Raw genomic sequence first — 21,447 nt, forward strand, 5'->3', positions numbered from 1 at the left:
CGACCGAGACAGCCGTCGCTCGGTGACCCGCGGGAACGAGTCAGACCAGCGCGCGTCGGTCGAGCGCGTCGCGGAACGTCTCTCGGACGAGCGCGTCGAGGTCGGCGGGGAGGTCGAGTCGCCGGAGGTCGGTGTCGGGGTCAACTGTCGGGTCGAGGTCGACGCCCCGGCGGCGGAGCGCGAGCAGTCGCCAGAGGTACGCGAGTCTGAGCAGGCGCATCGCGCCCGGCACGTCGGCGTCGCTCCGGACGCGGTAGGTCACCCACGCCGAGTCGGGGAGCACGTGGTGCGGGTCCGCGAGGCCGTCGGTGAGGAGCACGTCGCGGACGCGCTTCGTGAGCGCGAGGTCGACGACGCCGGCGTCGTGGACGTGGCCGATTTCCCGGCCGGCGACGACGAACTCCGTTCCCCCGAAGCGGTGCGGCGCGGTCTCGACGCCGGGCCACCGCGAGACCCGCGAGACGATTCTGTCGATGGAGGTAGTCATTCGGTGAATGTACGCGTCCCGAGGAGATAACTGCGAAGTCGGACCGGCGGGAGGTGGCGACCGGGCACCGTCCGTCAAACACTCCGTAGTCGGGCGATAACCACAGGATTTCCGGACATTCAGTTCACGGAGAGAATCAACCGAAAATAGACACTCAGACCGACGCGGTATTCGCGGATTAACACGGGTTAGGAACGCGAATTTTCGTGTCCCGCGACGACTTCGCGTCGGGGCCCCGTCGCGGGACGCGCCCTCCGACCGACGAAATCCCGAACTGCGGCGGCACCCGGAGTAGACGATTCGTAACGAAACCCTCGGGACGCAAATAACGGGACGAACCATGTCTCTGACTGCCACCGATGTACCGACACAGGGTCCCGACTTCGACTCCCGGGAGGCCGCGCGATGAACCTCGGCCAACTCGGCGTCGGTGCCGTCGTCCTCGTCATCGTCGTGTTCGCCCTCCTCTCCGGCGGCGTGAATACGCCCGCTCCCGACGACGACACCGACAGAAGTATCGGCGCCGACGTAACCGACCCCGGCGACGACGACGCGCCGGACGAGGAACCTGAAATCCAAGAAGAGCCCGTCGTCGGCGACGACTCGGGCGACGCTGACGATACCGACGGCGACTCGTCCGACGACGACTCCGAGAGCGCGACCGGTGCGTTCGAGACGGTCGAAACCGACGCCGACGACGACACCGACTCGACGACGAAGAAGTCCTCGAAGAAGCGTAGCAGTTCGAGCTCGAACGACGACAGCGACGACTCGTCTGACGACACTTCGACCGATGAGAACTCGTCCGACGATTCGAGCGACGACAGCACGGACGACTCCACGAACGACGGTTCGACCACCGACGACTCGGGTGACGACATCGGAGTGTGCACGGTGTAGTCACCAGACGCCGGTACGGCGCGGCCACCTCAGTCGACTAAGAGATTGAGGGCGTAGGCGGTCCGGAGCACCGAGGCGGCGTCGCCGCGGGGAAACACCAGTTCGTCGGTCTCGCGGACGTGTTCGAGCACACCCGGAGAAGAGTGTTCGGGGGCGGCCGCGAGCCCGCACTCGTTTTCGGCGGCCCACGTCATCACGTCGAGGTCGGACTTCGAGTCGCCCATCACGAGGACGAACGGGTCGTCCACCCCGAGCACGTCGAGCGCGGCGCGGACGCCCGCCGCCTTGTTCAGGTCGACCGCCGAGAGCTCCGCGGCGTCGGCGTGGTAGTACGCGACCGTCACGCGCTCCAGCGTCCGCCGCACGCCCTCGGGAATCTCCGCCGCCTCCGAGTCGGGGAGCGCGTCGCGGTCATCGAGCACGCCCGCTATCTCCGGGTCGCGCTCCGCGAAGTACGCCCGCGCCCAGTCAGGACCGGCGGGGTCGTCGGTGAGCGCCTCACCGAGGAGGTCGAGCAGGTAGACGAGCGCGCCGTCGATGACTTCCTCTGCGTCGTCGCTGCCGGTCTCGAAGTTCGGCTTGAGCGTGACGTTGAACTCGTTGCCCTGCAGGTGAACGCCGCCGCGGAGCGCGTCGGGCAGGTCGCTGATGACGCGCCCGCGAACCGACTCGAAGACCGACTGCACCGGGTCGTCGAGCGTCTCGTAGAGGAGGCGCTTCGTGTCGGGGCCGTGGCCGGGCGTGAAGACGCCGGTACCCGCCTCGTAGACGATGCTCACGTTCCCCGAGTGGACGAGTTCGTTGCCCAATCCCTGAATGGCGAACCCCTTGACGTTCTCCAAGGTCTGGCCGGTGCAGATGACGATGGGGACGCCCCGCTCGTGGAACTGGGTGAGAAGGTGCAGCACCTCGCGCGGAATCTCGTTGTCCGTCTGCCCCGCGGAGCGCAGCGTCTCGTCCACGTCGAGGACGAGTGCGTTCACCGCCCGGCCGTACTTCGTGTAGAGGTCGAGGGCGGTGAACGCCTGGTCCCGCGTCGCGCGCGCGGCGAGTTCGGCGTAGCGGTCGCCGTCGGAGAGCGCCCGGCGGATGCGGTCTTTCTTCGCCGTGAGTTCGTCGTCGACCGCCTGCCAGTGCGACAGCGCCACCGGCGAACCGAGTGGCGGCAAGAGGTCGACGAAGTCCTGTGCGTCCCGGACCGCGTCCGCGTCGAAGTTCCCGTACAGTCTGTACAGGAGGTCGTACCGCTCCATGATTCGGGGTCGTCACCCAACCGCATTAAACCCGCGTGGGAGGCGAATCCGCCCCGCGCGTCTCTACGCCCTCACGGCTGACTTGGACGTGGTCGCCTCCGGGGCCGGTCGGCCCCGCAACTCTGATACCGACCGGCCGACGACGTGTGCACATGGCACATTGGACCGACAGCATCGTCGGCGACCGAATGACGGTGGACCGCGAGTTCAACGAGCAGGTGATGAACTCCCGGTTCAACAGTCAGGAGTGGGGTCTCATCATGACGGCGACCGAGTTCGAAATCGAGAACGCGGACGACCCCGAGGAGGCGCGCATCGTCGCCGACACGGAGAAAGTCCCGCAGATTATCCCCGAACTCGACAACATCCGCAGTCAGATGGGCGCGATGGGCGGCGGGGGAGACGACTCGTCGTCGGGCGGCGGCGGCATCGTCGACTCCATCAAGGGCGCGCTCGGGATGGGCGGCGGCGGCAAGAAGGGCGAACAGGAGAAACTCGAGGACGCGGAACGACTCACACAGGAGTACGCGGACGCGCTCCAAGACCACCTCGAGAAGAAGGGCAAGTGGAATCAGGTCCGCGTCAGCTACCTCGAATAGCGGGGCAACCGGCCGGCGGTGGCGGCGGCACTCATTTGGCCCCGGTGCCGACATTCCCTTCGAGGGCCACAATTAGTAACAGGCGCGAGCGAAACGTCGCTGCTAGATGAGACCGTCAACGCTGGTCTTCGCGTTCGGTGGACTCCTGTTCGTACTTCCGATTCCCGGCACGTTTATCGCCGGTGCACTGGTGCTCCTCGCGGGAGCCCTCGCGCGGTGGCTCGGTTCGTAACGGACCACCACGAGCGAACACGAATCGGCCGGCTGGACGGCCGAGCGTCGGGGGCGACGGCTCAGTACTCGTCGCCGGCGTGGAACAGCGTCCGCTCGCTCGCCTCGTAGATGTTCATCAGTTCGTTGATGAGGTCGTCGTACTCCTCGTCGTCCTCGCGGAGCGCGTCGAGTCGGGCGACCGTCTCGTCGTCGAGGTGAATCTGCGGCATACCTACACCCACGCCGCGTGACACCTTAAGCGACGTGGGGCGTCGGATTCGACCGCTATCGAGCATCGAGAGCGCCGCCGCTGGGCGGGACACGTATCGAAACGAAAAGCCGGCGGAGTGCCGGGTAGAGACGACAACCGGTACCGGTCCGCCGTGCGGACGCGGTGAACGCTCGACGGTGAACGAATCACCGCCCGCGCGGGTTACTTGAACAGGGACTGGCCGGCGCTGCCGGAGACCTCGGTCAGCCCGGCGTGCACGTCGGCGATGCGCTCGCGGATGTCGCGACCGACGACGCGGGGGTCGAACACGTCCTTGTTCGGCGACCACTCGGTCTCGTTGAAGAACGTGTCGCGGGCGTCCTCGACGCCCTCCGGCGGGACGATGGCGTTGGGGTCCTCGCTGTAGAGGTCGTAGGCGGTGCGCGTGTACTCGTACTGGTAGCGGGTGTCCTTGTTGACCTTGCAGATGCCGTGTTTGAGCATCTCCTGCAGTTGGTCGGGCTGGACGCCCGAGGAGCCGTGGAGGACGAGCGGCGTGTCGAGGCCGTGGTCGCGCAGGGCCTGCCGGATGTCGTTTGCGAGGTCCGGGCGGAGTTCGAGGTCCTTGCCCTTGGCGACGCCGTGCTGCGTGCCGACGGAGATGGCGAGCAGGTCCGCGCCCGTCTTGTCGACGAACTCGACGGCCTGTTCGGGGTCCGTGTAGAACGCCTCTTCGGCCTCGATTTCGTCTTCGACGCCCTTGATCTGGCCGAGTTCGGCCTCGATGAGAACGTCGGAGCCCGCGGCTTCCACCATCTCGACGACCTCGCGGCTCGTCTCGACGTTCTCGTCGAACGGCTCGTGGGAGGCGTCGATCATGATGGACGACGGGATGTCGAGTTCGATCTGTTGCTCGATGAACTCGAGGTCCGTCTGGTGGTCCATGTTGAGGAAGACGCCGATGTCGTACCGCTCGGCGATGGTCTCGATGTAGTTCCCCATGGCCTTCAGGCCCGCAACGGCGTCGCCGTCACCGGCGAACCGGCAGGCCCCACCGCTCATCTGCAACAGGAGGTCCGAGTCCATCCGGTCGGCTCCCTCCATGAGACCCATCATAATGTTCGGCTCCGCGATGTTACTCGCGATGAGGCCGAATCCTTCGTCGAGCGCCTCGTCGTACACTGTGGCGAGTTCCTCCCCGCCGTAGAACGGCATTATGCGTTCACCTCGGTTTCGTCAACGACTGCGAGACTAATAATGTATGGGAAGCGAGTTTCGATTCTGCACGTTTTCGTTTGTTCGCGTTCGAGTTAATTTTCGTCGGCCGGCGCGGAGCGCCGCCGCTGGCGGGCGAGCGAAAAAACAGGAAAACCGTCGGCGGCGTTACGAGAACAGCTTCTTCAGCCGGGCGAACAGCCCCTTTTCGGGGTCGCCGCCGCGGCGCACGGGTTCGTCCGATTCCGCGGCGTCGCCGGACGAGTCGTCGGTGCCGTCGTCGGCCTCGGCGTCCTCTCCGTCGTCGCCGCTTCCGAACGTGACCGAACCGGTCTTGCCGGCCTCGGCGAGCTCGACCGCCTTCTTCACGACGGCTTCGGCGTTGTTGACGCCGTCTTTGACCGTCCCCTTGATGACGAGTTTGCCGTCGAAGCGGTCTCGGCTGACCGAGGTGTCCGAGGTGATGATGACCGCCTCGGCCTCGGCGATGGCGTCCGAGGACAGTTCGTCCTGCGTGCCCATCGCGCCCTGGACCTCGACGTCGATGTCGTGGCCGAGGCGCTCGCCGGCCTGCAGGAGGTTCTCGGCCGCCATCTGGCTGTGTGCGATTCCGGTCGGACAGGATGTGACTGCGACGAGTTTCATTGGTCTAGTGTAAGGATTTCCGCGACTTCAGCCTTGGTGTCGGCCTGCAGGACGCGCTCCGCGAGTTCGCGGGCGTCCGCGGTGTCGGTCTCCGCGACGGCCGCCTTGACCTGCGGCACCGTCACGGCGCTCATGCTCAGTTCGTCGAGGCCGAGCCCGACGAGCAGTTCGGTGAGGTCCGGGTCGCCGGCCATCTCGCCGCACATGCCGACCCAGCAGTCCTCGCCCTCGGTCGCCGAGACGGTGGCGTCGATGGCGCGGAGGACCGCCGGCTGTCGGTAGTCGCCGAGGTCCGAGACGCGCTCGTTGCCGCGCTCGGCGGCCATCACGTACTGCGCGAGGTCGTTCGTCCCGATGCTGAAGAAGTCGACGTGCGGCGCGAACTGGTCGGCCATGAACGCCGCGGCGGGCGTCTCGACCATGATGCCGAACTCGGGCAGTTCGTTTTCGACGCCCTCGGCGTCGAGGTCGGCCGCAATCGACTCGAACCGCTCTCGGCCGGCGCGAAGCTCCTCGACCGTCGAGACGAGCGGGAGCATCACCGACAGGTTCGCCCCGTCGGCGCTGGCCGCCGCGCGCAAGAGCGCGCGGACCTGCGTCTCGAAGAGGTCAGCGTCCGGGCCGAGCGACCGGCGGATGCCGCGCTCGCCGAGGAACGGGTTCTCCTCGTCCGGCAGGTCGAGGTACGGGACCGGCTTGTCGCCGCCGATGTCGAGCGTCCGGACGACGACGCGCCCGCCGTCGAACGATTCGAGCGCCTCCACGTACGCCTCGTACTGCTCGTCTTCGTCCGGCGGCGACTCGCGGTCGAGGAAGAGGAACTCGGTGCGGAATAGACCGACACCGTCGGCCCCGCGGTCGACCGCTGGCCCGAGGTCCGCCAGCGTGCCGATGTTGGCGGCGACCTCGATTTCGACGCCGTCTGCGGTCTCGACCGACTCGTGTCGGATGTCCACGTCGGCGGCGGCCGCGGCGGCCTCCTTGCGCTCGTCGCTCGGGTCGACCACGAAGTCGCCCGACTCGCCGTCGACGACGACTTCTGCGCCGTCCTCGACGGACTGGAGTTCCTCGCCCACGCCGACGATGGCCGGCAGGGCGAGCGAGCGCGCGAAGATGGCCGCGTGGGAGGTGCGGCCGCCCGTCACCGTGACGAAGCCGGCGACGCGCTCCGGGTCGAGTTGCGCCGTGTCGCTCGGCGTGAGTCGCTCCGCGACGACGACGCTCCCCTCCGGCAGCGACGAGAGGTCGACGCGCTCGCCGTCCGAGAGGACGCGCACGAGTCGGTCGCGCACGTCGCGGAGGTCGTCGGCGCGCTCGCCCATGCGACCGCCCATGTTCTCGAACTGCTCGACGAACTCGGAGAACGTCTCCTGCACGGCGTGTTCGGCCGGGAGCCCGCCCTCGATGGCGTCGGTGACGCCGTCGGTTATCTGCGGGTCGTTGAGGAACTGGACGTGCGCGTCGAACACCGCGGCCTCCTCCTCGCCGACGCGTTCGGCGGTCCGCTCGCGCTCGGCTTCGAGTTCGTCTTCGGCGGCCGCGCGGGCGTCCTCGAAGCGCGCCAGTTCGGCCTCCGCGTCCACGTCTTCGGCGGCCGGCGGCTCGGGGAGGTCGGCGTCCGGTCGGTACCAGACGACGGTGCCGACGCCCGAAAGCGGTGTCACGCCGATGCCGGAGAGGGTTCGTTCGGTCATGGCTTACTGTTTGGCTTCGGGCGTCGAAAGGATGTCCTCTAGGGCGTCGAGTGCCGCTTCCGCGTCGTCACCCTCGGCGACGAGGCGCACGGACTCGTCGTGGCCGACGCCGAGACCGGTGACGGCGAGCATGCTGGCGGCGGGGACGAGGTCGTCCTCGTCGGCGCGGCCGAGCTGGATGTCGGCGTCGAACTCGTTCGCGGTCTCGACGAACTGCGAGGCCGGGCGGGCGTGAAGCCCGTCTTCGGGGACGACCGTGACGGTCCGCTCCATCACTCGACCACCTCGGCGAGCACGTCCTGAACGGTCTGCTTGCTCTCGGCTTCGAGGAGTTTCTCGCGCACGTCCTCGTGCATGAGCGACCGCGAGAGAGCGCTCAGAATCTGCAGGTGGTCCTCGCCGCCCGCCGCGGGGACGAGAATCATGAACAGGAGCTTCGCCGGCTTGTCGTCCATGGCGTCGAAGTCGATGCCCTCGGTCGAGCGCGCGAAGGCGACCGTCGGCTTCGAGACGGCGTCGGTCTTCGCGTGCGGGATGCCGATGCCGAAGCCGACGCCGGTCGTCGCCTCCTCCTCGCGTTCGAGGAGGGCGTCGAGGGCGGCGTCGCGGTCGTCGACGCGGCCGGCGTCGACGGCGAGGTCGAGGAGGAACTCGATGGCCCCCTCCTTCGTCGCCGGCGGCTCTTCGAGCGAGATCAGTTCGAGCGGTGTGATGGTGCTGATGTCAGTGACGTCCATTGTATTGTACTTCGTTCGAGTCTGGAAAGATTAGTTCGGTGTGGTCAGTCGTCGGAGCTCTGGGCCGCGACCTTGGCGTCGAAGTTCGGCTTGATAGCCGTCGCGATGACGGCGGTCACGATGGAGCCCAGCAGGATGCACGCGATGAACATGAACGGCTGGTTCGACAGCGGAACCACGAAGATGCCGCCGTGCGGAGCCGGCATGTTCACGCCGAGCGCCATCGAGGCCGCGCCGGCGACGGCGCTGCCGGCGACGACGCTCGGGATGACGCGGGCCGGGTCGGCGGCCGCGTACGGAATCGCGCCCTCCGTGATAAAGGAGAAGCCGAGGAGCACGCCGCTCTTGGCGTTCTCGTACATCTCGGCCGCGTACTTCTGCGGCGCGATGAAGTTCGACAGCGCGAGGCCGATGGGCGGGACCATCCCCGCGATCATGACCGCGGCCATCGGCGCGGTGACGCCCTCGGAGATGAGGCCGACGGAGAACACGTAGGCGACCTTGTTGATGGGTCCGCCCATGTCGGCCGCCATCATCGCCCCGAGGATGGCCCCGAGAACGATGGCTTGGCCGCCGCCCTGCATGTTGCTCAGGAACGCGGTGAGCCCCGCGTTCGCGATGGAGATCGGAACGCCCAGCACGAACAGCATGACGGGCGTGAGCACCGCGGTGGTCGCCACCGGGATGAGGAGCACGGGCATCATCGGCGCGATGAACTCGGGCACGTCGCGCTGCTTGAACCAGCGCGCGACGATGCCGGCGAGGAACCCGGCGACGATAGCGCCGAGGTAGCCCGCGCCGGCGGAGCCGCCCTGAAGGCCGATGACGTCACCGGCGGCCTGCAGGACGTTGCCCTGCTGGATGATGTACGACAGGATGAACCCCGGTGCGAGGCCCGGTCGGTCGGCGATGGCGTACGCGATGTACGCGCCGAGGACCGGAACCATCAGCGTCAGCCCAGCGACGCCGATCTGCGCGAGGAACCAGCCGGCGGTCCCCGTGCTGTTGAATACGTCTTGTACGTTGTTCGAAAGCGAGGCTACCGCGTAGCCCAGCGCCAGGAAGATTCCGCCGATGGTCACGAACGGAATCATGAACGATACCCCAGTCATCAGGTCCTCCTTCACCGAAGTGAGGTAGGACCGAACTGCGTCTTCTGCGTCGTTTGCCATAGTGTTGCCACCCCTACGAAAGAACGTACGCAAATGTGCTCAAAAACCCTTTCGAATATGAACGTTACTGAGCGTTTCGATCGTTAACAAACGTTCATCTGAGAATCACCGGCTCCGAACGGTCGTCACCTCGACGTGCGTTTCGTTCGTCAGCACGTCTTCGAGGTTCGGAACGCGGGTGCCAGCGACCCCGACGACGCGGGACGCGGTCAACACGCCCATTCGGAGGGCATCGGCGTCCGACAGTCCGTGTTCGCGCGCGGCGAGGAACCCGGACATGACGGCGTCGCCCGCGCCGACTGTGTCCACGACCTCAACGTCGAGCGCAGGCGCAGAGAGGACCTCGCTGTCGGTGACGAGGAGCGCGCCGTCCGCGCCGAGCGAGGCTAACACGTACTCGAACCCGCGCGCGTGAAGTTCCTCGGCGGCCTCGATGGCGTCGGCTTCGGTCTCGACAGTTCGACCCGTCGCCGCCGCGAGTTCCGAGCGATTGGGTTTGCAGACGTAGTAGTCGGCCTCCAGTTCGGCGAGGTACTCCCCGCCCATGTCCACCGCTATCTGCCAGTCGCCCGCGCGGGCGAGTCTATCGACGTCGGCGAGCGACATCCCCGGCGGGAGGCTGCCGCCGACGAGGAGCGTGTCCGGCTCGTTCGCCTGCGCGGTTTCGACGAGTTCGTCCACGTCGGCTGCACGAATCTGCGGGCCGTTGTGATTGAGTTTGTACTCGCCGTCTTCCGCGAGCACGGTCGTGTTCAGGCGCGTGTCCGCGTCGACGGTGACGAAGTCCGAGGCGATGCCGTCGGCGTCGAGTCGGTCGCGGACGAACTTCCCGAAGTGGCCGCCGAGAAAGCCCGAGGCGGTCACGTCGGCATCGAGCGCCGAGACGTACTTGGCGACGTTGATACCCTTGCCGCCCGCGGTAAACACCGCGTCGTCGGTCCGGTGGACGACGCCGGGCTGAAGCGGTTCGTCGAAGTGAATCGTGTGGTCTACTGCTGGGTTCGGGGTGACTGTGAGAATCATCGTGCAACTCCGTCGACGACGGTGACGCCCGCGCTCTCTATCTCCTCGCGCGAGTCGGCGTCGAGTTCGCCGTCCGTGATAAGCAGGTCAATCTGTTCGAGCGATGCGAACTGGACGAAGCTCCGTCGGCCGAGCTTCGAGAGGTCCGCGACGAGGACGACCTTCGCGGCCTTCTCGACCATCAGTTCCTTCATCCGCGCTTCGTCCTCGTTCGGGGTCGTGAGGCCGGATTCGACGTCGAACCCGTTCGTGCCGAGGAACAGCAGGTCGAAGTTCGTCCGCTCCATGAACGACTCCGCGGTCGGCCCCACGAGCGCCTTCGTCCGCCGGCGGAGCGTCCCGCCCGTGAGTTTGACCTCGTTGTCCTCCTCGTTCAGTTCGATGGCGAGCCGCGGCGAGTTGGTGACGCCGAGTATCGTCCCGTCCTTGGGAACCTTCCGCGCCACCTCCATCGTGGTCGTCCCGGCGTCGAAGAACACGACCTGCCCCTCGGCCAGTTCCTCGACCGCGCGGTCGGCGATCGCGCGTTTCCCTTCGAGATTCTGTACTTCCTTCTGCCCGTAGGTCTGCTCGCGCCCGACGGAGGTCACGGGGACGGCTCCGCCGTGCGACCGCTCGATGAGCCCACGGTCTTCGAGTTCGCGCAGGTCACGTCGTATCGTCGCCTTCGAATAGCCGAGGTGGTCGGACAGCGACTCGACCGACCGGCCGTCCGAGTCGGAGACGAGTTCGACGATGCGGCGTTTGCGCTCTGCTGGTAACATCGGTAGCGATTCCTCGTTAGGTGGAAGGTAGGTCGGGGAGTAGTGTTAATTGTTTATGTTGGATTCCGCCCGTATCTGTTCGAAATAGACTGAATCCCACACAAGAACGAAAACGGCGTGTTCGTTGGTGAGAAAACGATCAAAAACGAAAACGAGAACGCTCGAAACGAACGTCGAACCGCCGATTCGGTGGGTCGCCGACGCTCAGAGTCGGTCGAGAACCGCGGCGGTCACGTCCTCCGTGGAGGCGTCGCCGCCGAGGTCGGGCGTGCGCGGCCCGTCGGCGAGGACGCCCTCGACGGCCGACCGAACGCGGTCGGCCTCCGCTTCGTAGTCGAGGTAGTCGAGCAGCATCGCCGCGGACAGAATCGTCGCCGCGGGGTTGGCGACTCCCTCGCCGGCGATGTCGGGCGCGGAGCCGTGAACCGGTTCGAACAGCGCGGCGTCCGGGCCGATGTTCGCCGAGGGGAGCAGTCCGAGGCCGCCGACGAGGCCGGCGGCGAGGTCCGAGAGCACGTCGCCCGCGAGGTTCGGACAGACGACGGTGTCGAACTGCGTGGGGTCGAGACAGACGCGCGTCGCGAAGGCGTCCATCAGGACCTCCTCTGCCTCGACGCCGCGCTCGTCGGCGACGGAGACGACGGCGTCGCGGAAGCGACCGTCCGTCTCGCGCATCACGTTCGCCTTGTGGGCGACCTGGAAACTGCCGCCCTCGCCGCCGACGTAGTCGCAGGCGTACTCGGCGAGTCGCTCGGACGCCGAGGTGGTGACGACGCGCGTGAGCGTCGAGAGGTCGTCAGAGAGGCGGTCTTCGTGGCCCGCGTAGACGCCTTCCGTGTTCTCCCGGAGGAAGACGAGGTCCGTCTCCGGTCGGAGCGCGTCGACGCCGGGGTAGGCCTTCGCCGGGCGGACGTTGACAAAGGAGTCCACCGCGGTCCGAAGCGGCAGGATAACGTCCGCCGCGGTCTCGCCGGCCGCGCCGAACAGCGTCGCGTCGGCCTCGGCGGCGAGGTCGTAGGTCTCCTGCGGGAGCGCCTCGCCCGTGGCTTCCTTCACGTGGTCGCCGGCGTCGGCCTCGACGAACTCGAAGTCGCCGACGGCCTTCAGCACGTCAACCGCCGCCGGGATGACCTCCGCGCCGATGCCGTCGCCGGGGATGACGACGATTTCCTCAGTCATCGACGTAGGGCAGGGAAGCGGCTTTCTCGGCGACCGCGTCGGCGTTCGACTTCATGAGCGCCGTCGTGTCCCAGACGCCCTCGGTGAGCGCCTTCCGCTGTGCGTCGTCGACGGTCACGTCCACGGTCTTCTCGCCGTAGGTGACCGTCTCGTTTTCCACGTCCACGTCGATGTCTGCGTCCGGGTGCTCGTCGACCCAGTCCTGCAGTTCGGTGATGGTGTCGTGGTCGGCGGTGACCGTCGGGATGCCGAGCGCGAGGCAGTTGCCCGCGAAAATCTCGGCGAACGACTCGCCGATGATGGCGTCGATGCCCCAGCGCATGAGCGCCTGCGGGGCGTGCTCCCGAGAGGAGCCACAGCCGAAGTTGGCGTTGACGACCATGATGGAGGCGTCCTGGAACTGCGGTTCGTTCATCGGGTGGTCTTTGGGTTCGTCGTTCTCGTCGTAGCGCTGGTCGAAGAACGCGAACTCGCCGAGGCCGTCGAACGTGACGACCTTCATGAACCGCGCCGGGATGATCTGGTCCGTGTCGATGTCGTTGCCGCGGATGGGAACGCCGGAGCCGGACGCGGAGTCGATTTCGGGAATCTCGTCGGTCATGCGACGCTCACCTCCTTCAGTTCGCGCACGTCAGTCACGTGCCCGGTGACGGCCGCGGCGGCGACCATGCGCGGGTTCATCAGGACGGTGCGGCCGTCTTTCGACCCCTGCCGACCGATGAAGTTGCGGTTCGACGAGGACGCGGAGGCCTCGTCGCCCTCCAGTTGGTCCTCGTTCATGCCGAGACACATCGAACAGCCCGCCTCGCGCCACTCGAAGCCGGCTTCCGTGAATATCTCGTCGAGACCCTCCGCCTCCGCGGCGGCCTTGACGCGCTGACTGCCGGGGACGACCATTGCGCGGACGCCGTCCGCGACCTGTCGTCCCTCGACGACTCCCGCCGCGCGGCGGAGGTCGGGCATCCGGGCGTTGGTACACGAGCCGAGGAACGCCACGTCGATTTCGTAGCCCTCCATCGTCTCGCCGGGCGTGACGCCCATGTGCTCCTGCGCCATCCGGGCGGTGTCCTGCTTCTCCTCGGGCAGGTCCTCCGGGGCCGGAATCGGCTGGGTGATGCCGACGCCCTGTCCGGGCGTGGTCCCCCACGTGACGACGGGTTCGAGTTCGGAGCCGTCGATGGTGACGACGTCGTCGTACTCGGCGTCCTCGTCGGAGCGGATGGACTCCCAGTACGGCTTGAGTTCGTCGAACCGCTCGGGGTTCTCCTGGAAGTACTCGGTCTCCTTCAGCCACTCGTAGGTGGTCTCGTCGGGGTTGACGTAGCCCGCGCGAGCGCCGCCCTCGATGGACATGTTACAGATGCTCATCCGGCCTTCCATGTCGAGGTTCTCGATGGCCTCGCCGGCGTACTCGTAGACGTAGCCGACGCCGCCTTCGGTCCCGAGGCGACGGATGATTTCGAGGATGACGTCCTTGGCCTCGACGCCGGGGCCGAGCTCGCCCGTGACCTCGATCTTCCGGACCTTCTTCTTCTCCATCGCGACCGTCTGGGTCGCCAGCACGTCGCGAATCTGGCTCGTGCCGATACCGAACGCGAGCGCGCCGAACGCGCCGTGGGTCGAGGTGTGGCTGTCGCCGCAGACGATAGTCATGCCGGGTTGGGTGAGTCCCTTCTCGGGCCCGATGACGTGGACGATACCCTGCTCGCCCGAGGTCGGGTCCGAGAAGTTGATGCCGGCGTCGCGGACGTTCTGTTCGAGTTCGGCCATCATCTCCTCTGCGGCGTCGTCGCGGAACGGCCGCGACTGGTCCGACGTGGGGACGATGTGGTCGACCGTCGCGTGCGTCCGGTTCGGGTAGGCGACTTCGAGGTCGCGCTCCTGCAGCATGCCGAACGCCTGCGGGCTCGTCACCTCGTGGATGAGGTGCAGGCCGCAGAACAACTGCGTCTGGCCGGTCGGAAGCTCCGAGACCGTGTGTTCCTCCCAGACCTTGTCGTACAGCGTTCCCTCACTCATGTCCGTCACCCGGTACGACGCGGTCGTCGTGGCCGCGTTCCCAGACTTGGTTCGCGCCCTCGCCGTTGCGGGGCGTGTGGTCCACGTCGCCCATCGTCTCGGTCTCGGTCGCGTCCGTGTCCGTCGCGGGCGTCGCGTCGCTCTGTCCGCCGTCGGTGACGGCCGGGCCGCGCTCGTAGACCGTGGTGAACGTCTCGCCCGTATAGGGGTTCGTGTGGCTGATGTCTCGCATTCGGTCGGTCGTGTCGTCGCGTGTCATTGGTGTCGTGTTCAGTCGTCCGCCGGTGCTTCGGCTTTCTCCGCGTCCGCTTCTTCTTCGTCGTCGGCCCACGCGAACAGGTCGCGCAGCGGCGCGCCGACCTGTTCGATGTGGTGGTTCTCTTCTGCGTCCTTGAGCTGGGAGTACGACGGGCGGCCCGCCTGGTTCTCCAGAATCCACTCGCGTGCGAAGGTGCCGTCTTGGACCTCCTCCAGAATCTCCTCCATGTTCTCGCGGGCGTGTTCGTCGACGACGCGGTCGCCGCGGGTCAGCCCGCCGAACTCGGCGGTGTCGGAGACCGAGTCCCACATCTCGCCGAGCCCGCCTTCGTACATCAGGTCGACGATGAGCTTCAGTTCGTTCAGGCACTCGAAGTACGCCATCTCGGGGGAGTAGCCCGCGTCGACGAGCGTCTCGTAGCCCTGCTTGACCAGCGAGGTGACGCCGCCGCAGAGGACGGCCTGCTCGCCGAACAGGTCGGTCTCGGTCTCCTCTTGGAACGTCGTCTCGATGACGCCCGCGCGGGTGCAGCCGAGGCCGTGCGCGTAGGCCAGCGCTTCTTCCTTGGCGTCGCCCGTCACGTCCTGGTAGACGGCGATGAGACCCGGCGTCCCCTCGTTCGCCTCGTAGTTGCGGCGGACGAGGTGACCCGGCGACTTCGGCGCGACCATCGTCACGTCGACGTCTTCCGGGGGCCGAATCTGGTTGTAGTGGATGTTGAAGCCGTGGGCGAACTGGAGCGTGTCGCCGGCCTCGAGGGAGTCTCGAATCTCCTCGAACACCGCCGGCTGGACGGTGTCGGGGACGAGAATCGAGACGATGTCGCCCTCGGCGGCCGCCGCGGCCGGCTCTTTGACGCGGAGGCCGTCGGCTTCCGCGGCGTCGCGGGACGAGGAGTTCGCGCGGAGGCCGACGACCACGTCGACCCCGCTGTCGGCGAGGTTCTGTGCGTGGGCGTGGCCCTGACTGCCGTAGCCGATGACGGCTACGGTCTTGTCGTCGATTTGGGAGCGGTCGGCGTCGTCGTCGTAGTAAACTTCCGTGGTGAGTTCTGTCATTGCGTGTTTGTGTTGGGTTTGGTGGGTTCGCCGGAGGTTCCGGGTTCCTCTCCGGGGACGGTCTTCTTCGAGCCGTGAGCGAGCGCGGTCTGGCCGGTCCGGGCGATTTCGATGATGCCGAACCGCCGGAACGCGTCCACGGCGTCGTCTATCTTGCGCTCGTCGCCGGTGAGTTGGACCGTGATGGTCTCCGGCCCGGCGTCGAGGGTGCGGCCGTCGTACATCTCCGTGATGGCGTGGACCTTGTCGGGGTCCTCGCCGCGGACCTTCAGGAGGACGAGTTCCGCGCGAACGGCGTCGTCGTCCAACTCGCCGACGGAGATGACGGGCTTGAGCTTCGCGAGCTGTTTTTCTATCTGGTCGATGCCCGGTTCGGGCTCTTCGACGACCATCGTGATTCGGGAGTGACCGTCAACCGTCGTCGGGCCGACGGTGAGGCTCTCGGATGTTGAACTGGCGGCGGGCGGCGAGGCCGGCGACGCGCGAGAGCACGCCGGGTTCGTCCTCGACGATGGCCGAAAAGACCGTTCGCCGCGGTTCGTGTTCCGATTCCGCTTCGGGGTCGATGCGGATACCCTGCGCGTTGCGTCGGCCGTCGGGGTGTGGCCGCTCGTCGGGCGCGGGGCCTTGCAGTCCTGTCCGATTGTCGCTCATAGCTGGTCCTCCGAGAGTGCGAATTTGCCGTTCGCGCCGCCCGAGGAGACCATCGGGTAGACGTTCTCCGCCGGGTCGACGTGGAAGTCGATGACCGAGGGGCCGTCGTACGCGAGCGCTTCCTCGATGGCGTCGGGAACCTCCTCGTAGGAGTCGACGGTCCAGCCGCGCGCGCCGAACGCCTCGGCGAGCTTGTCGAACTGGGGACACCAGTCGTAGCCGGCGGCCATGCGTCGGCCCTCGAAGAAGGCGTCCTGCCACTGGCGGACCATCCCGATGTACTCGTTGTTCAGGATGGCGACGGTGATGTCGAGGTTCTCGCGGACGGCGACCGACAGCTCCTGAATCGTCATCAGGAACGAGGCGTCGCCGTCGACGCAGACGACCGTCTCGTCGTCGTCGGCCGCGACCCGCGCGCCGATTGCGGCGGGCAGGCCGTAGCCCATCGTGCCGAGGCCGTGGGACGAAACCCACCGCCGCGGCTCGGTGAACGTCCAGTACTGGGCGGCCCACATCTGGTGTTGGCCGACGCCGCTCGTGACGATGGTCTCGTCGGGCGTGGCCTCGTCCAGCGCCTCGACGACGAACTGCGGCTTCAGCGGCTCGTTGTCCGGGGCCGCGTAGTCCATCGGGTACTCGTCTTTCCACGTGAGACACTGGTCGACCCACTCGCGCGCGTCGGGGCCCTCGTCGAGTTCGGCGTCGACGCGCTCGATGGCGCGGCCGGCGTCGCCGACGACCGGGTAGTCCGCGTGGACGTTCTTCGAGATTTCCGCCGGGTCGATGTCGATGTGGACGACCTCAGCCTCGGGCGCGAACGTGTCGATACCGCCGGTCAGGCGGTCGTCGAACCGCGTGCCGACCGCGATGAGGCAGTCGGTGTGCGTGATGGCCATGTTGGCGTAGCCGGTGCCGTGCATCCCCGCCCACGAGAGGCAGAGTTCGTGGTCCTCCGGCATCGCGCCGATTCCGGGCATCGTGGTGACGACCGGAATCCGGTGCTCGGTCGCGAACTGCCGGGCGACCTCGGTCGCGTCGGCCTTGACCACGCCGCCACCGAACAGCAGGAGCGGCTTCTCCGCGCGCTCGATTGCGCGCGCGGCGGCCTCGACCTGCGAGTCGGCCGGGTCGGTGCGGGCGCGACACGTCTCGGGTGCCTGCGCCGGACCGGGCTCGCGGTCGGTCTCGTTGAGCGAGACGTCCTTCGGGAGGTCGACGAGCGTCGGGCCGGGTCGGCCCTCCGCGGCGAGCGCGAACGCTTCGCCGACGGTGTCGCCGACGGTGTCGGGCGACGAGGCGAAGTAGTTGTGCTTCGTGATGGGCGCGGTGACGCCCGTGGTGTCGGTCTCCTGGAACGCGTCGGAGCCGACCATGTCGGACGGGACCTGCCCCGTGAGCGCGAGCACCGCGTCGGAGTCCATGTTCGCGTCGGCGATGCCGGTCACGAGGTTGGTCGCGCCCGGACCGGACGTGGCGAGGCAGACGCCGGGGTCGCCGCGAACGACGCCGTACGCGTCGGCCGCGTGCGCCGCGCCCTGCTCGTGGGCCATCGTCACGTGACGGATGTCAGAGTGGTACAGCGCGTCGTAGATGGGCATTATCGCCCCGCCCTGCACGCCGAACGCGGTCTCGACGCCGGCGTTTTCGAGGGCGCGGACGACTGACGTCGAACCCGAGGTGATCTCGGTCGGTGTCTCGGTCGAATCGTCTGCCCCGTCGGTCGCGTCGGGGTCGGTCGTGGCTGCGGTTCGTTCGCTCATGTGTGGGCTCCGTGGTGTGTGGTCGGTCGTCGATACGGACTGTCTGGTGACTGCGTGTGGTGCTGGTGCGCCATTGTGGGGACTGCGGACGTGTCTGAAAACGGTGCGAATACGCGGGACGGAGAGATGGTGTGGTAGGGGGCTATGCCCCTACAATAATGAGCGACCGAATCGCACCGACGGGGGCGGCGCTGGCCCCGGCTTCCGGGGTCGCGCGAACCGCGTGTTCGTCGTGCGAGGTCATCGTATGCCACACGTCCGTCCCGGCCGTAATAATGCTTTCGCGGCGGGCAACGATTGCACGCCGCGCGGGAGGTCGGACGCGAGCAGGGCGGTCGCCCCGTAGGGCCACAGCCCGGCGCCATCAGGCGCGGACCTCCTCCTCCGTGTCGTCCTCGTGGGTGATACCCACGTCGCGGGCGAACACCTCGAGCGTCGAGTCGTCGACGCGTTCTTTCTCCGCGCCGTGGTCTTTGACGCGGCGGGTGACCTCCCGGACCTCGGCGTCCGAGGGTTCGAACCCGATATCTGCGAGGCGCTTGCGTACCGAGTGCGTCCCCGTGTGCTTGCCGAGTACGAACTCGCGGGTCGCGCCGACCATCTCCGGGGTCATGACGCCCGGTTCGAAGGTGTCGGCGTTCTCGATGACGCCGGCGGCGTGGATGCCGCTCTCGTGAGAGAAGGCGTTGCGGCCGACGACCGGCTTGTTCGCCGGGACCGGGATGTCGGACGCCGCCTCGACGACGCGAGCCAGCTCGGTTATCTTCGTCGTGTCGATGCCGGTGTCGACGCCGTAGAGGGATTCGGCGGCCATGACGACCTCCTCGTAGGCGGCGTTCCCGGCGCGTTCGCCGATGCCGTTGACCGACACCTGCGCCTGTGCGGCGCCGGCCTCGAAGCCGGCCATCGCGTTCGCCGACGCCAGTCCGAAGTCGTCGTGCGCGTGCACGTCGATTCTCGCGTCGGTGTGCTCTCGAACTGTCGCCACCATGCGGGCGAAGCGAGTCGGTGTCGCCACGCCGCAGGTGTCCGGCAGGTTGATCCAATCGACGCCCGCCTCGGAGACGGCTTCGACGACTTCGATGAGGAAGTCCTCGTCCGTTCGGGTGGCGTCCATCGGTGAGAACATTACTTCAACGCCCGCGTCGCGGACGTGCTCGACACTGCGGACGGCCCGCTCGACGGCTTCCTCGCGGGAAGCGTGCATCGAGTCGGCCAACTGGACGTCGCTGGTGCTCACGAACGTGTGCACCATGTCCACGCCGGAATCCAGCGCGGCTTCGATATCCTTGTCGACGACGCGGGCCAACCCGCACGTCGTCGCGTCCGTCGAAGCAGCGATATCTGCGACTGCTTCGAACTCCGCTTCCGAGTTCACCGGGAACCCGGCCTCGATGACGTGGGTACCCATGTCGTCGAGGGTTTCGGCGATGTCGCGCTTTTCCTCGTAACTGAACGAGGTTCGCGGTGACTGTTCGCCGTCGCGGAGTGTCGTGTCGAAGATTCGTACGTCTTCGATTTCAGATTGTTGGGCTAATGTGCCCTGGAAGAACTCGACCCGCCGGGGAACCCGACGAATCCTCCGTGTCGTTGTGAGACATCGTGTCAGTCACGTGCCCGAACTCCTATTTAAACGTTTCTCCCCGACAGTATCACGAACGTTCAGTGAGTGTTGCGTGACAACCACTCTCGGGGCTAATCGCTGTACCTAAACGTCCTATATACGATATCATGACATATGTTGACTTGATATATTCGCTCGGCGTTCGATAGCTCAGGAACGATAATATAACTAAATAGAATTTAGAAACAAAATTTAGCACCCGGTGCGCGCACTTGCGACTGGACAAACGTGGAGCAAACTGCGACTGTCGTGTGAAACGTGATACCAAGGAGCGTGTTTTTGCCGTCGAGGCCGTTCCCGACTCGACCGAACCCTTTTCTCGTCGCTCGACAACCGGGCGGGTATGGGCGATTTCAATCTCAACTTGCAGACGGCCGAAGAACACCTCGACGAGGACGACGCCGAGGGTGACGTGGTCCTCGGCGTCCTCGACGGGTCGACCCCGCCCGAGGAGTGGGTCCAGTCCGTCGCCCGCGGAAACGTCCTCTTTCTCGCCATCGAGGGCGACCTCAACAAGCTCGCGTCGGGATTCGCACGCGACATCAAGGATATGGGCGGCCAGCTGATGCACTTCCGGACGTTCCTCGTCGTCTCTCCCCCGGGCGTGGACATCAACACGGACGACCTCTGACCGGGCGGCTCGTCTGTTGCTCCGGCGAGCGCCGACGCGGGAGGCGAGAACCGGGCGCATCGGCCGCGGGGAGAGTCCTTATGCGCCGCGCGCCCCACGATACTGGCATGCCGATGAAAGGTCGCGGCACGTCCGACCTCCGCGAAATCGACCGATGGGATCACGGCGTCGGCTGGCTCGCATACCCCGACGAGACGATGCAGCGGGCCAGTCACGCCGTCGAAGTCGACGGCGACGTGTGGCTGTTCGACCCCGTCGATTCCCCCGGCGTCGACGACCTGTTCGCCGAGTTCGGCGACGTGGCCGGCGTCGTGGTCGGACTCGACCGACACAAACGCGACTCGGCGGCCATCGCCAACCGCCACGAAGTGCCGGTCTACGTCGCCTCGTGGATGACCGGCGTCGCCGACGAACTCGACGCGACCGTCGAACGCTTCGGGGCCGACCTCGCCGACTCCGGCTTCGAGGCGTTCCGTCTCGTCGACCGCTCCGTCCCGCCGTGGCAGGAGGTTGGCTTCTATCACGACGGGTACGACCTGCTCGTCATCCCCGAATCGGTCGGCACGGTCGGCTACTTCTGCGCCCGCGGCGAGCACCTCGGCGTCCATCCGATGCTCCGGCCGTTCCCGCCGCGGCGCGTGCTCTCCCGGTACGATCCCGAGCGGCTGCTCGTCGGCCACGGCGCGGGCGTGCCCGTGAACGCGGGCGACAAGCTCCGGACCGCACTCGGCAACGCCCGACGAAACCTCCCGAGCGCCTACTTCCAAGCGTTCACCTCGATGCTCTCGAACTGATGTCCGACGACACGACGGCCGTGGGCGACGAGACCACGCCCGGCACCGAGGCTGAGCCTGACCGCGCGACCGACGGGGCGACCGACGAGTCGGAGCGACAGCGAGTCCACGTCACGCGAGGGCTCGTTGACGTGCTGCTCGATATGGCCGAGGAGGCCGAGCCGACGTCGATGAACCTCGTTCTCGCGCCGACGCCCGCGGGCGAGTTCGACGAGGACCTCGGCCTCGACCCGGAGACGCCGGTGCTTACCCACTTCTACATGGCCGAGGCCGGACAGTCCGTGAGCGCCGTCTTCGGGATGGACCTCGGGACGCCCGCCGGACGCGGCCGCGCCCGCTTTCTCACCCACCCGCAGGGACCGTTCGAACTCACGGAGCGCGACGACCTCGCGGCCGTGGTGCTCCTCGCCGTTCCCCCGTGGGAGCGACGGACGCTGGCCGCCTTCGACCGCGCCGGGCGAAAGTTGAAACTCGTCGTGCTCGACGCCGAACCGCCGCAAGAAGAACTCGACTGAGCCGACCCCGTTCGGCCGGCCGGCGCTGCCGACCCGCACGC

General features: G+C 67.0%; 24 protein-coding genes and 1 pseudogene. 6 read left to right on the forward strand and 19 right to left on the reverse strand.

All coding sequences use genetic code 11. The features are described 5' to 3' along the window. Positions 1-40: 40 nt before the first annotated feature. The gene (locus tag ATB1_RS13600; protein WP_042664476.1) at positions 41-487 is read right to left on the reverse strand and encodes a luciferase family protein; all 447 of its coding nucleotides are present in this window, start codon (positions 485-487) and stop codon (positions 41-43) included. A 405-nt stretch (positions 488-892) separates the two neighbouring features. Here ATB1_RS13600 and ATB1_RS13605 point away from each other — a divergent pair, with 405 nt between their 5' ends. Beyond that, positions 893-1,387: a hypothetical protein gene (locus tag ATB1_RS13605; RefSeq protein WP_042664479.1), complete on the forward strand. Its 495-nt coding sequence runs from the start codon at positions 893-895 to the stop codon at positions 1,385-1,387. 29 nt (positions 1,388-1,416) lie between these two features. On the opposite strand, the gene ATB1_RS13610 is transcribed toward ATB1_RS13605, so the two are convergent. Continuing rightward, positions 1,417-2,640, reverse strand: a complete 1,224-nt coding sequence (locus ATB1_RS13610) for an HAD family hydrolase (protein WP_042664482.1) — start codon at positions 2,638-2,640, stop codon at positions 1,417-1,419. Positions 2,641-2,792: 152 nt separating this feature from the next. Between ATB1_RS13610 and ATB1_RS13615 the strand changes: the two genes are divergently transcribed. Continuing rightward, positions 2,793-3,239 (forward strand): DUF5799 family protein, encoded by a 447-nt coding sequence (locus ATB1_RS13615; RefSeq protein ID WP_042664487.1) that lies wholly within the window; start codon positions 2,793-2,795, stop codon positions 3,237-3,239. 106 nt (positions 3,240-3,345) lie between these two features. Continuing rightward, positions 3,346-3,471 (forward strand): hypothetical protein, encoded by a 126-nt coding sequence (locus ATB1_RS23915; protein WP_277813229.1) that lies wholly within the window; start codon positions 3,346-3,348, stop codon positions 3,469-3,471. 61 nt (positions 3,472-3,532) lie between these two features. Here ATB1_RS23915 and ATB1_RS22470 read toward each other — a convergent pair whose 3' ends face one another. From ATB1_RS22470 to ATB1_RS13695, 17 genes and pseudogenes are all read right to left on the reverse strand, one after another. After that, positions 3,533-3,682, reverse strand: coding sequence for a hypothetical protein (locus ATB1_RS22470; RefSeq protein WP_004043442.1), 150 nt, complete (start codon positions 3,680-3,682; stop codon positions 3,533-3,535). Between the two features lie 203 nt (positions 3,683-3,885). Beyond that, on the reverse strand, positions 3,886-4,878 hold the full coding sequence (gene fba / locus ATB1_RS13620; protein WP_042664492.1) for a class II fructose-bisphosphate aldolase: 993 nt from the start codon (positions 4,876-4,878) through the stop codon (positions 3,886-3,888). A 168-nt stretch (positions 4,879-5,046) separates the two neighbouring features. Continuing rightward, positions 5,047-5,523 carry a fructose PTS transporter subunit IIB gene (ptfB, locus tag ATB1_RS13625; RefSeq protein WP_042664501.1) on the reverse strand — a complete coding sequence of 159 codons (477 nt, stop codon included), beginning with the start codon at positions 5,521-5,523 and terminating at the stop codon, positions 5,047-5,049. After that, a complete protein-coding gene (ptsP, locus tag ATB1_RS13630; RefSeq protein WP_042664502.1) occupies positions 5,520-7,217 on the reverse strand; it encodes a phosphoenolpyruvate--protein phosphotransferase in 1,698 nt (565 codons plus the stop codon). Before ptsP ends, ptfB begins: the two co-directional genes overlap by 4 nt. Positions 7,218-7,220: 3 nt before the next feature. After that, a complete protein-coding gene (gene ptsH1, locus ATB1_RS13635; protein WP_008093366.1) occupies positions 7,221-7,490 on the reverse strand; it encodes a phosphocarrier protein HPr in 270 nt (89 codons plus the stop codon). Next, positions 7,490-7,954, reverse strand: coding sequence for a fructose PTS transporter subunit IIA (gene ptfA / locus ATB1_RS13640; protein ID WP_004970773.1), 465 nt, complete (start codon positions 7,952-7,954; stop codon positions 7,490-7,492). Before ptfA ends, ptsH1 begins: the two co-directional genes overlap by 1 nt. Positions 7,955-7,998: 44 nt before the next feature. After that, positions 7,999-9,126, reverse strand: a complete 1,128-nt coding sequence (ptfC, locus tag ATB1_RS13645; protein ID WP_042664507.1) for a fructose PTS transporter subunit IIC — start codon at positions 9,124-9,126, stop codon at positions 7,999-8,001. Between the two features lie 105 nt (positions 9,127-9,231). Further along, positions 9,232-10,149: a 1-phosphofructokinase gene (gene pfkB, locus ATB1_RS13650; RefSeq protein WP_042664510.1), complete on the reverse strand. Its 918-nt coding sequence runs from the start codon at positions 10,147-10,149 to the stop codon at positions 9,232-9,234. After that, positions 10,146-10,913, reverse strand: coding sequence for an HTH-type transcriptional regulator GlpR (glpR, locus tag ATB1_RS13655; RefSeq protein ID WP_042664511.1), 768 nt, complete (start codon positions 10,911-10,913; stop codon positions 10,146-10,148). The genes pfkB and glpR overlap by 4 nt, the downstream gene beginning before the upstream one ends. A 204-nt stretch (positions 10,914-11,117) precedes the next feature. Continuing rightward, the gene (leuB, locus tag ATB1_RS13660) at positions 11,118-12,092 is read right to left on the reverse strand and encodes a 3-isopropylmalate dehydrogenase (RefSeq protein ID WP_042664513.1); all 975 of its coding nucleotides are present in this window, start codon (positions 12,090-12,092) and stop codon (positions 11,118-11,120) included. After that, a complete protein-coding gene (gene leuD / locus ATB1_RS13665) occupies positions 12,085-12,693 on the reverse strand; it encodes a 3-isopropylmalate dehydratase small subunit (RefSeq protein WP_042664515.1) in 609 nt (202 codons plus the stop codon). Before leuD ends, leuB begins: the two co-directional genes overlap by 8 nt. Further along, positions 12,690-14,111, reverse strand: coding sequence for a 3-isopropylmalate dehydratase large subunit (leuC, locus tag ATB1_RS13670; RefSeq protein WP_042664517.1), 1,422 nt, complete (start codon positions 14,109-14,111; stop codon positions 12,690-12,692). The genes leuD and leuC overlap by 4 nt, the downstream gene beginning before the upstream one ends. Then, complete coding sequence (locus ATB1_RS13675; protein ID WP_042664520.1) at positions 14,104-14,370, reverse strand: hypothetical protein; 267 nt, start codon at positions 14,368-14,370, stop codon at positions 14,104-14,106. Before ATB1_RS13675 ends, leuC begins: the two co-directional genes overlap by 8 nt. Positions 14,371-14,381: 11 nt before the next feature. Then, the gene (gene ilvC / locus ATB1_RS13680) at positions 14,382-15,428 is read right to left on the reverse strand and encodes a ketol-acid reductoisomerase (RefSeq protein ID WP_042664523.1); all 1,047 of its coding nucleotides are present in this window, start codon (positions 15,426-15,428) and stop codon (positions 14,382-14,384) included. Next, positions 15,425-16,082, reverse strand: a pseudogene (ilvN, locus tag ATB1_RS13685) (acetolactate synthase small subunit). Before ilvN ends, ilvC begins: the two are co-directional and overlap by 4 nt. After that, positions 16,079-17,842, reverse strand: coding sequence for a biosynthetic-type acetolactate synthase large subunit (gene ilvB / locus ATB1_RS13690; protein ID WP_042664526.1), 1,764 nt, complete (start codon positions 17,840-17,842; stop codon positions 16,079-16,081). Before ilvB ends, ilvN begins: the two are co-directional and overlap by 4 nt. A gap of 364 nt (positions 17,843-18,206) precedes the next feature. Next, entirely contained in the window at positions 18,207-19,451 is a 1,245-nt protein-coding gene (locus tag ATB1_RS13695; protein WP_241768238.1) for a LeuA family protein, read from the reverse strand. A gap of 358 nt (positions 19,452-19,809) precedes the next feature. On the opposite strand from ATB1_RS13695, the gene ATB1_RS13700 reads away from it, so the two are divergent. From ATB1_RS13700 to ATB1_RS13710, 3 genes are all read left to right on the forward strand, one after another. After that, the gene (locus ATB1_RS13700) at positions 19,810-20,097 is read left to right on the forward strand and encodes a DUF5779 family protein (RefSeq protein WP_042664530.1); all 288 of its coding nucleotides are present in this window, start codon (positions 19,810-19,812) and stop codon (positions 20,095-20,097) included. 107 nt (positions 20,098-20,204) lie between these two features. Next, positions 20,205-20,891: a hypothetical protein gene (locus ATB1_RS13705; protein ID WP_042664533.1), complete on the forward strand. Its 687-nt coding sequence runs from the start codon at positions 20,205-20,207 to the stop codon at positions 20,889-20,891. Further along, on the forward strand, positions 20,891-21,406 hold the full coding sequence (locus ATB1_RS13710; protein ID WP_042664537.1) for a hypothetical protein: 516 nt from the start codon (positions 20,891-20,893) through the stop codon (positions 21,404-21,406). Before ATB1_RS13705 ends, ATB1_RS13710 begins: the two co-directional genes overlap by 1 nt. The last annotated feature ends 41 nt before the right edge of the window (positions 21,407-21,447 follow it).

This window comes from Haloferax sp. ATB1 (assembly GCF_000730175.1).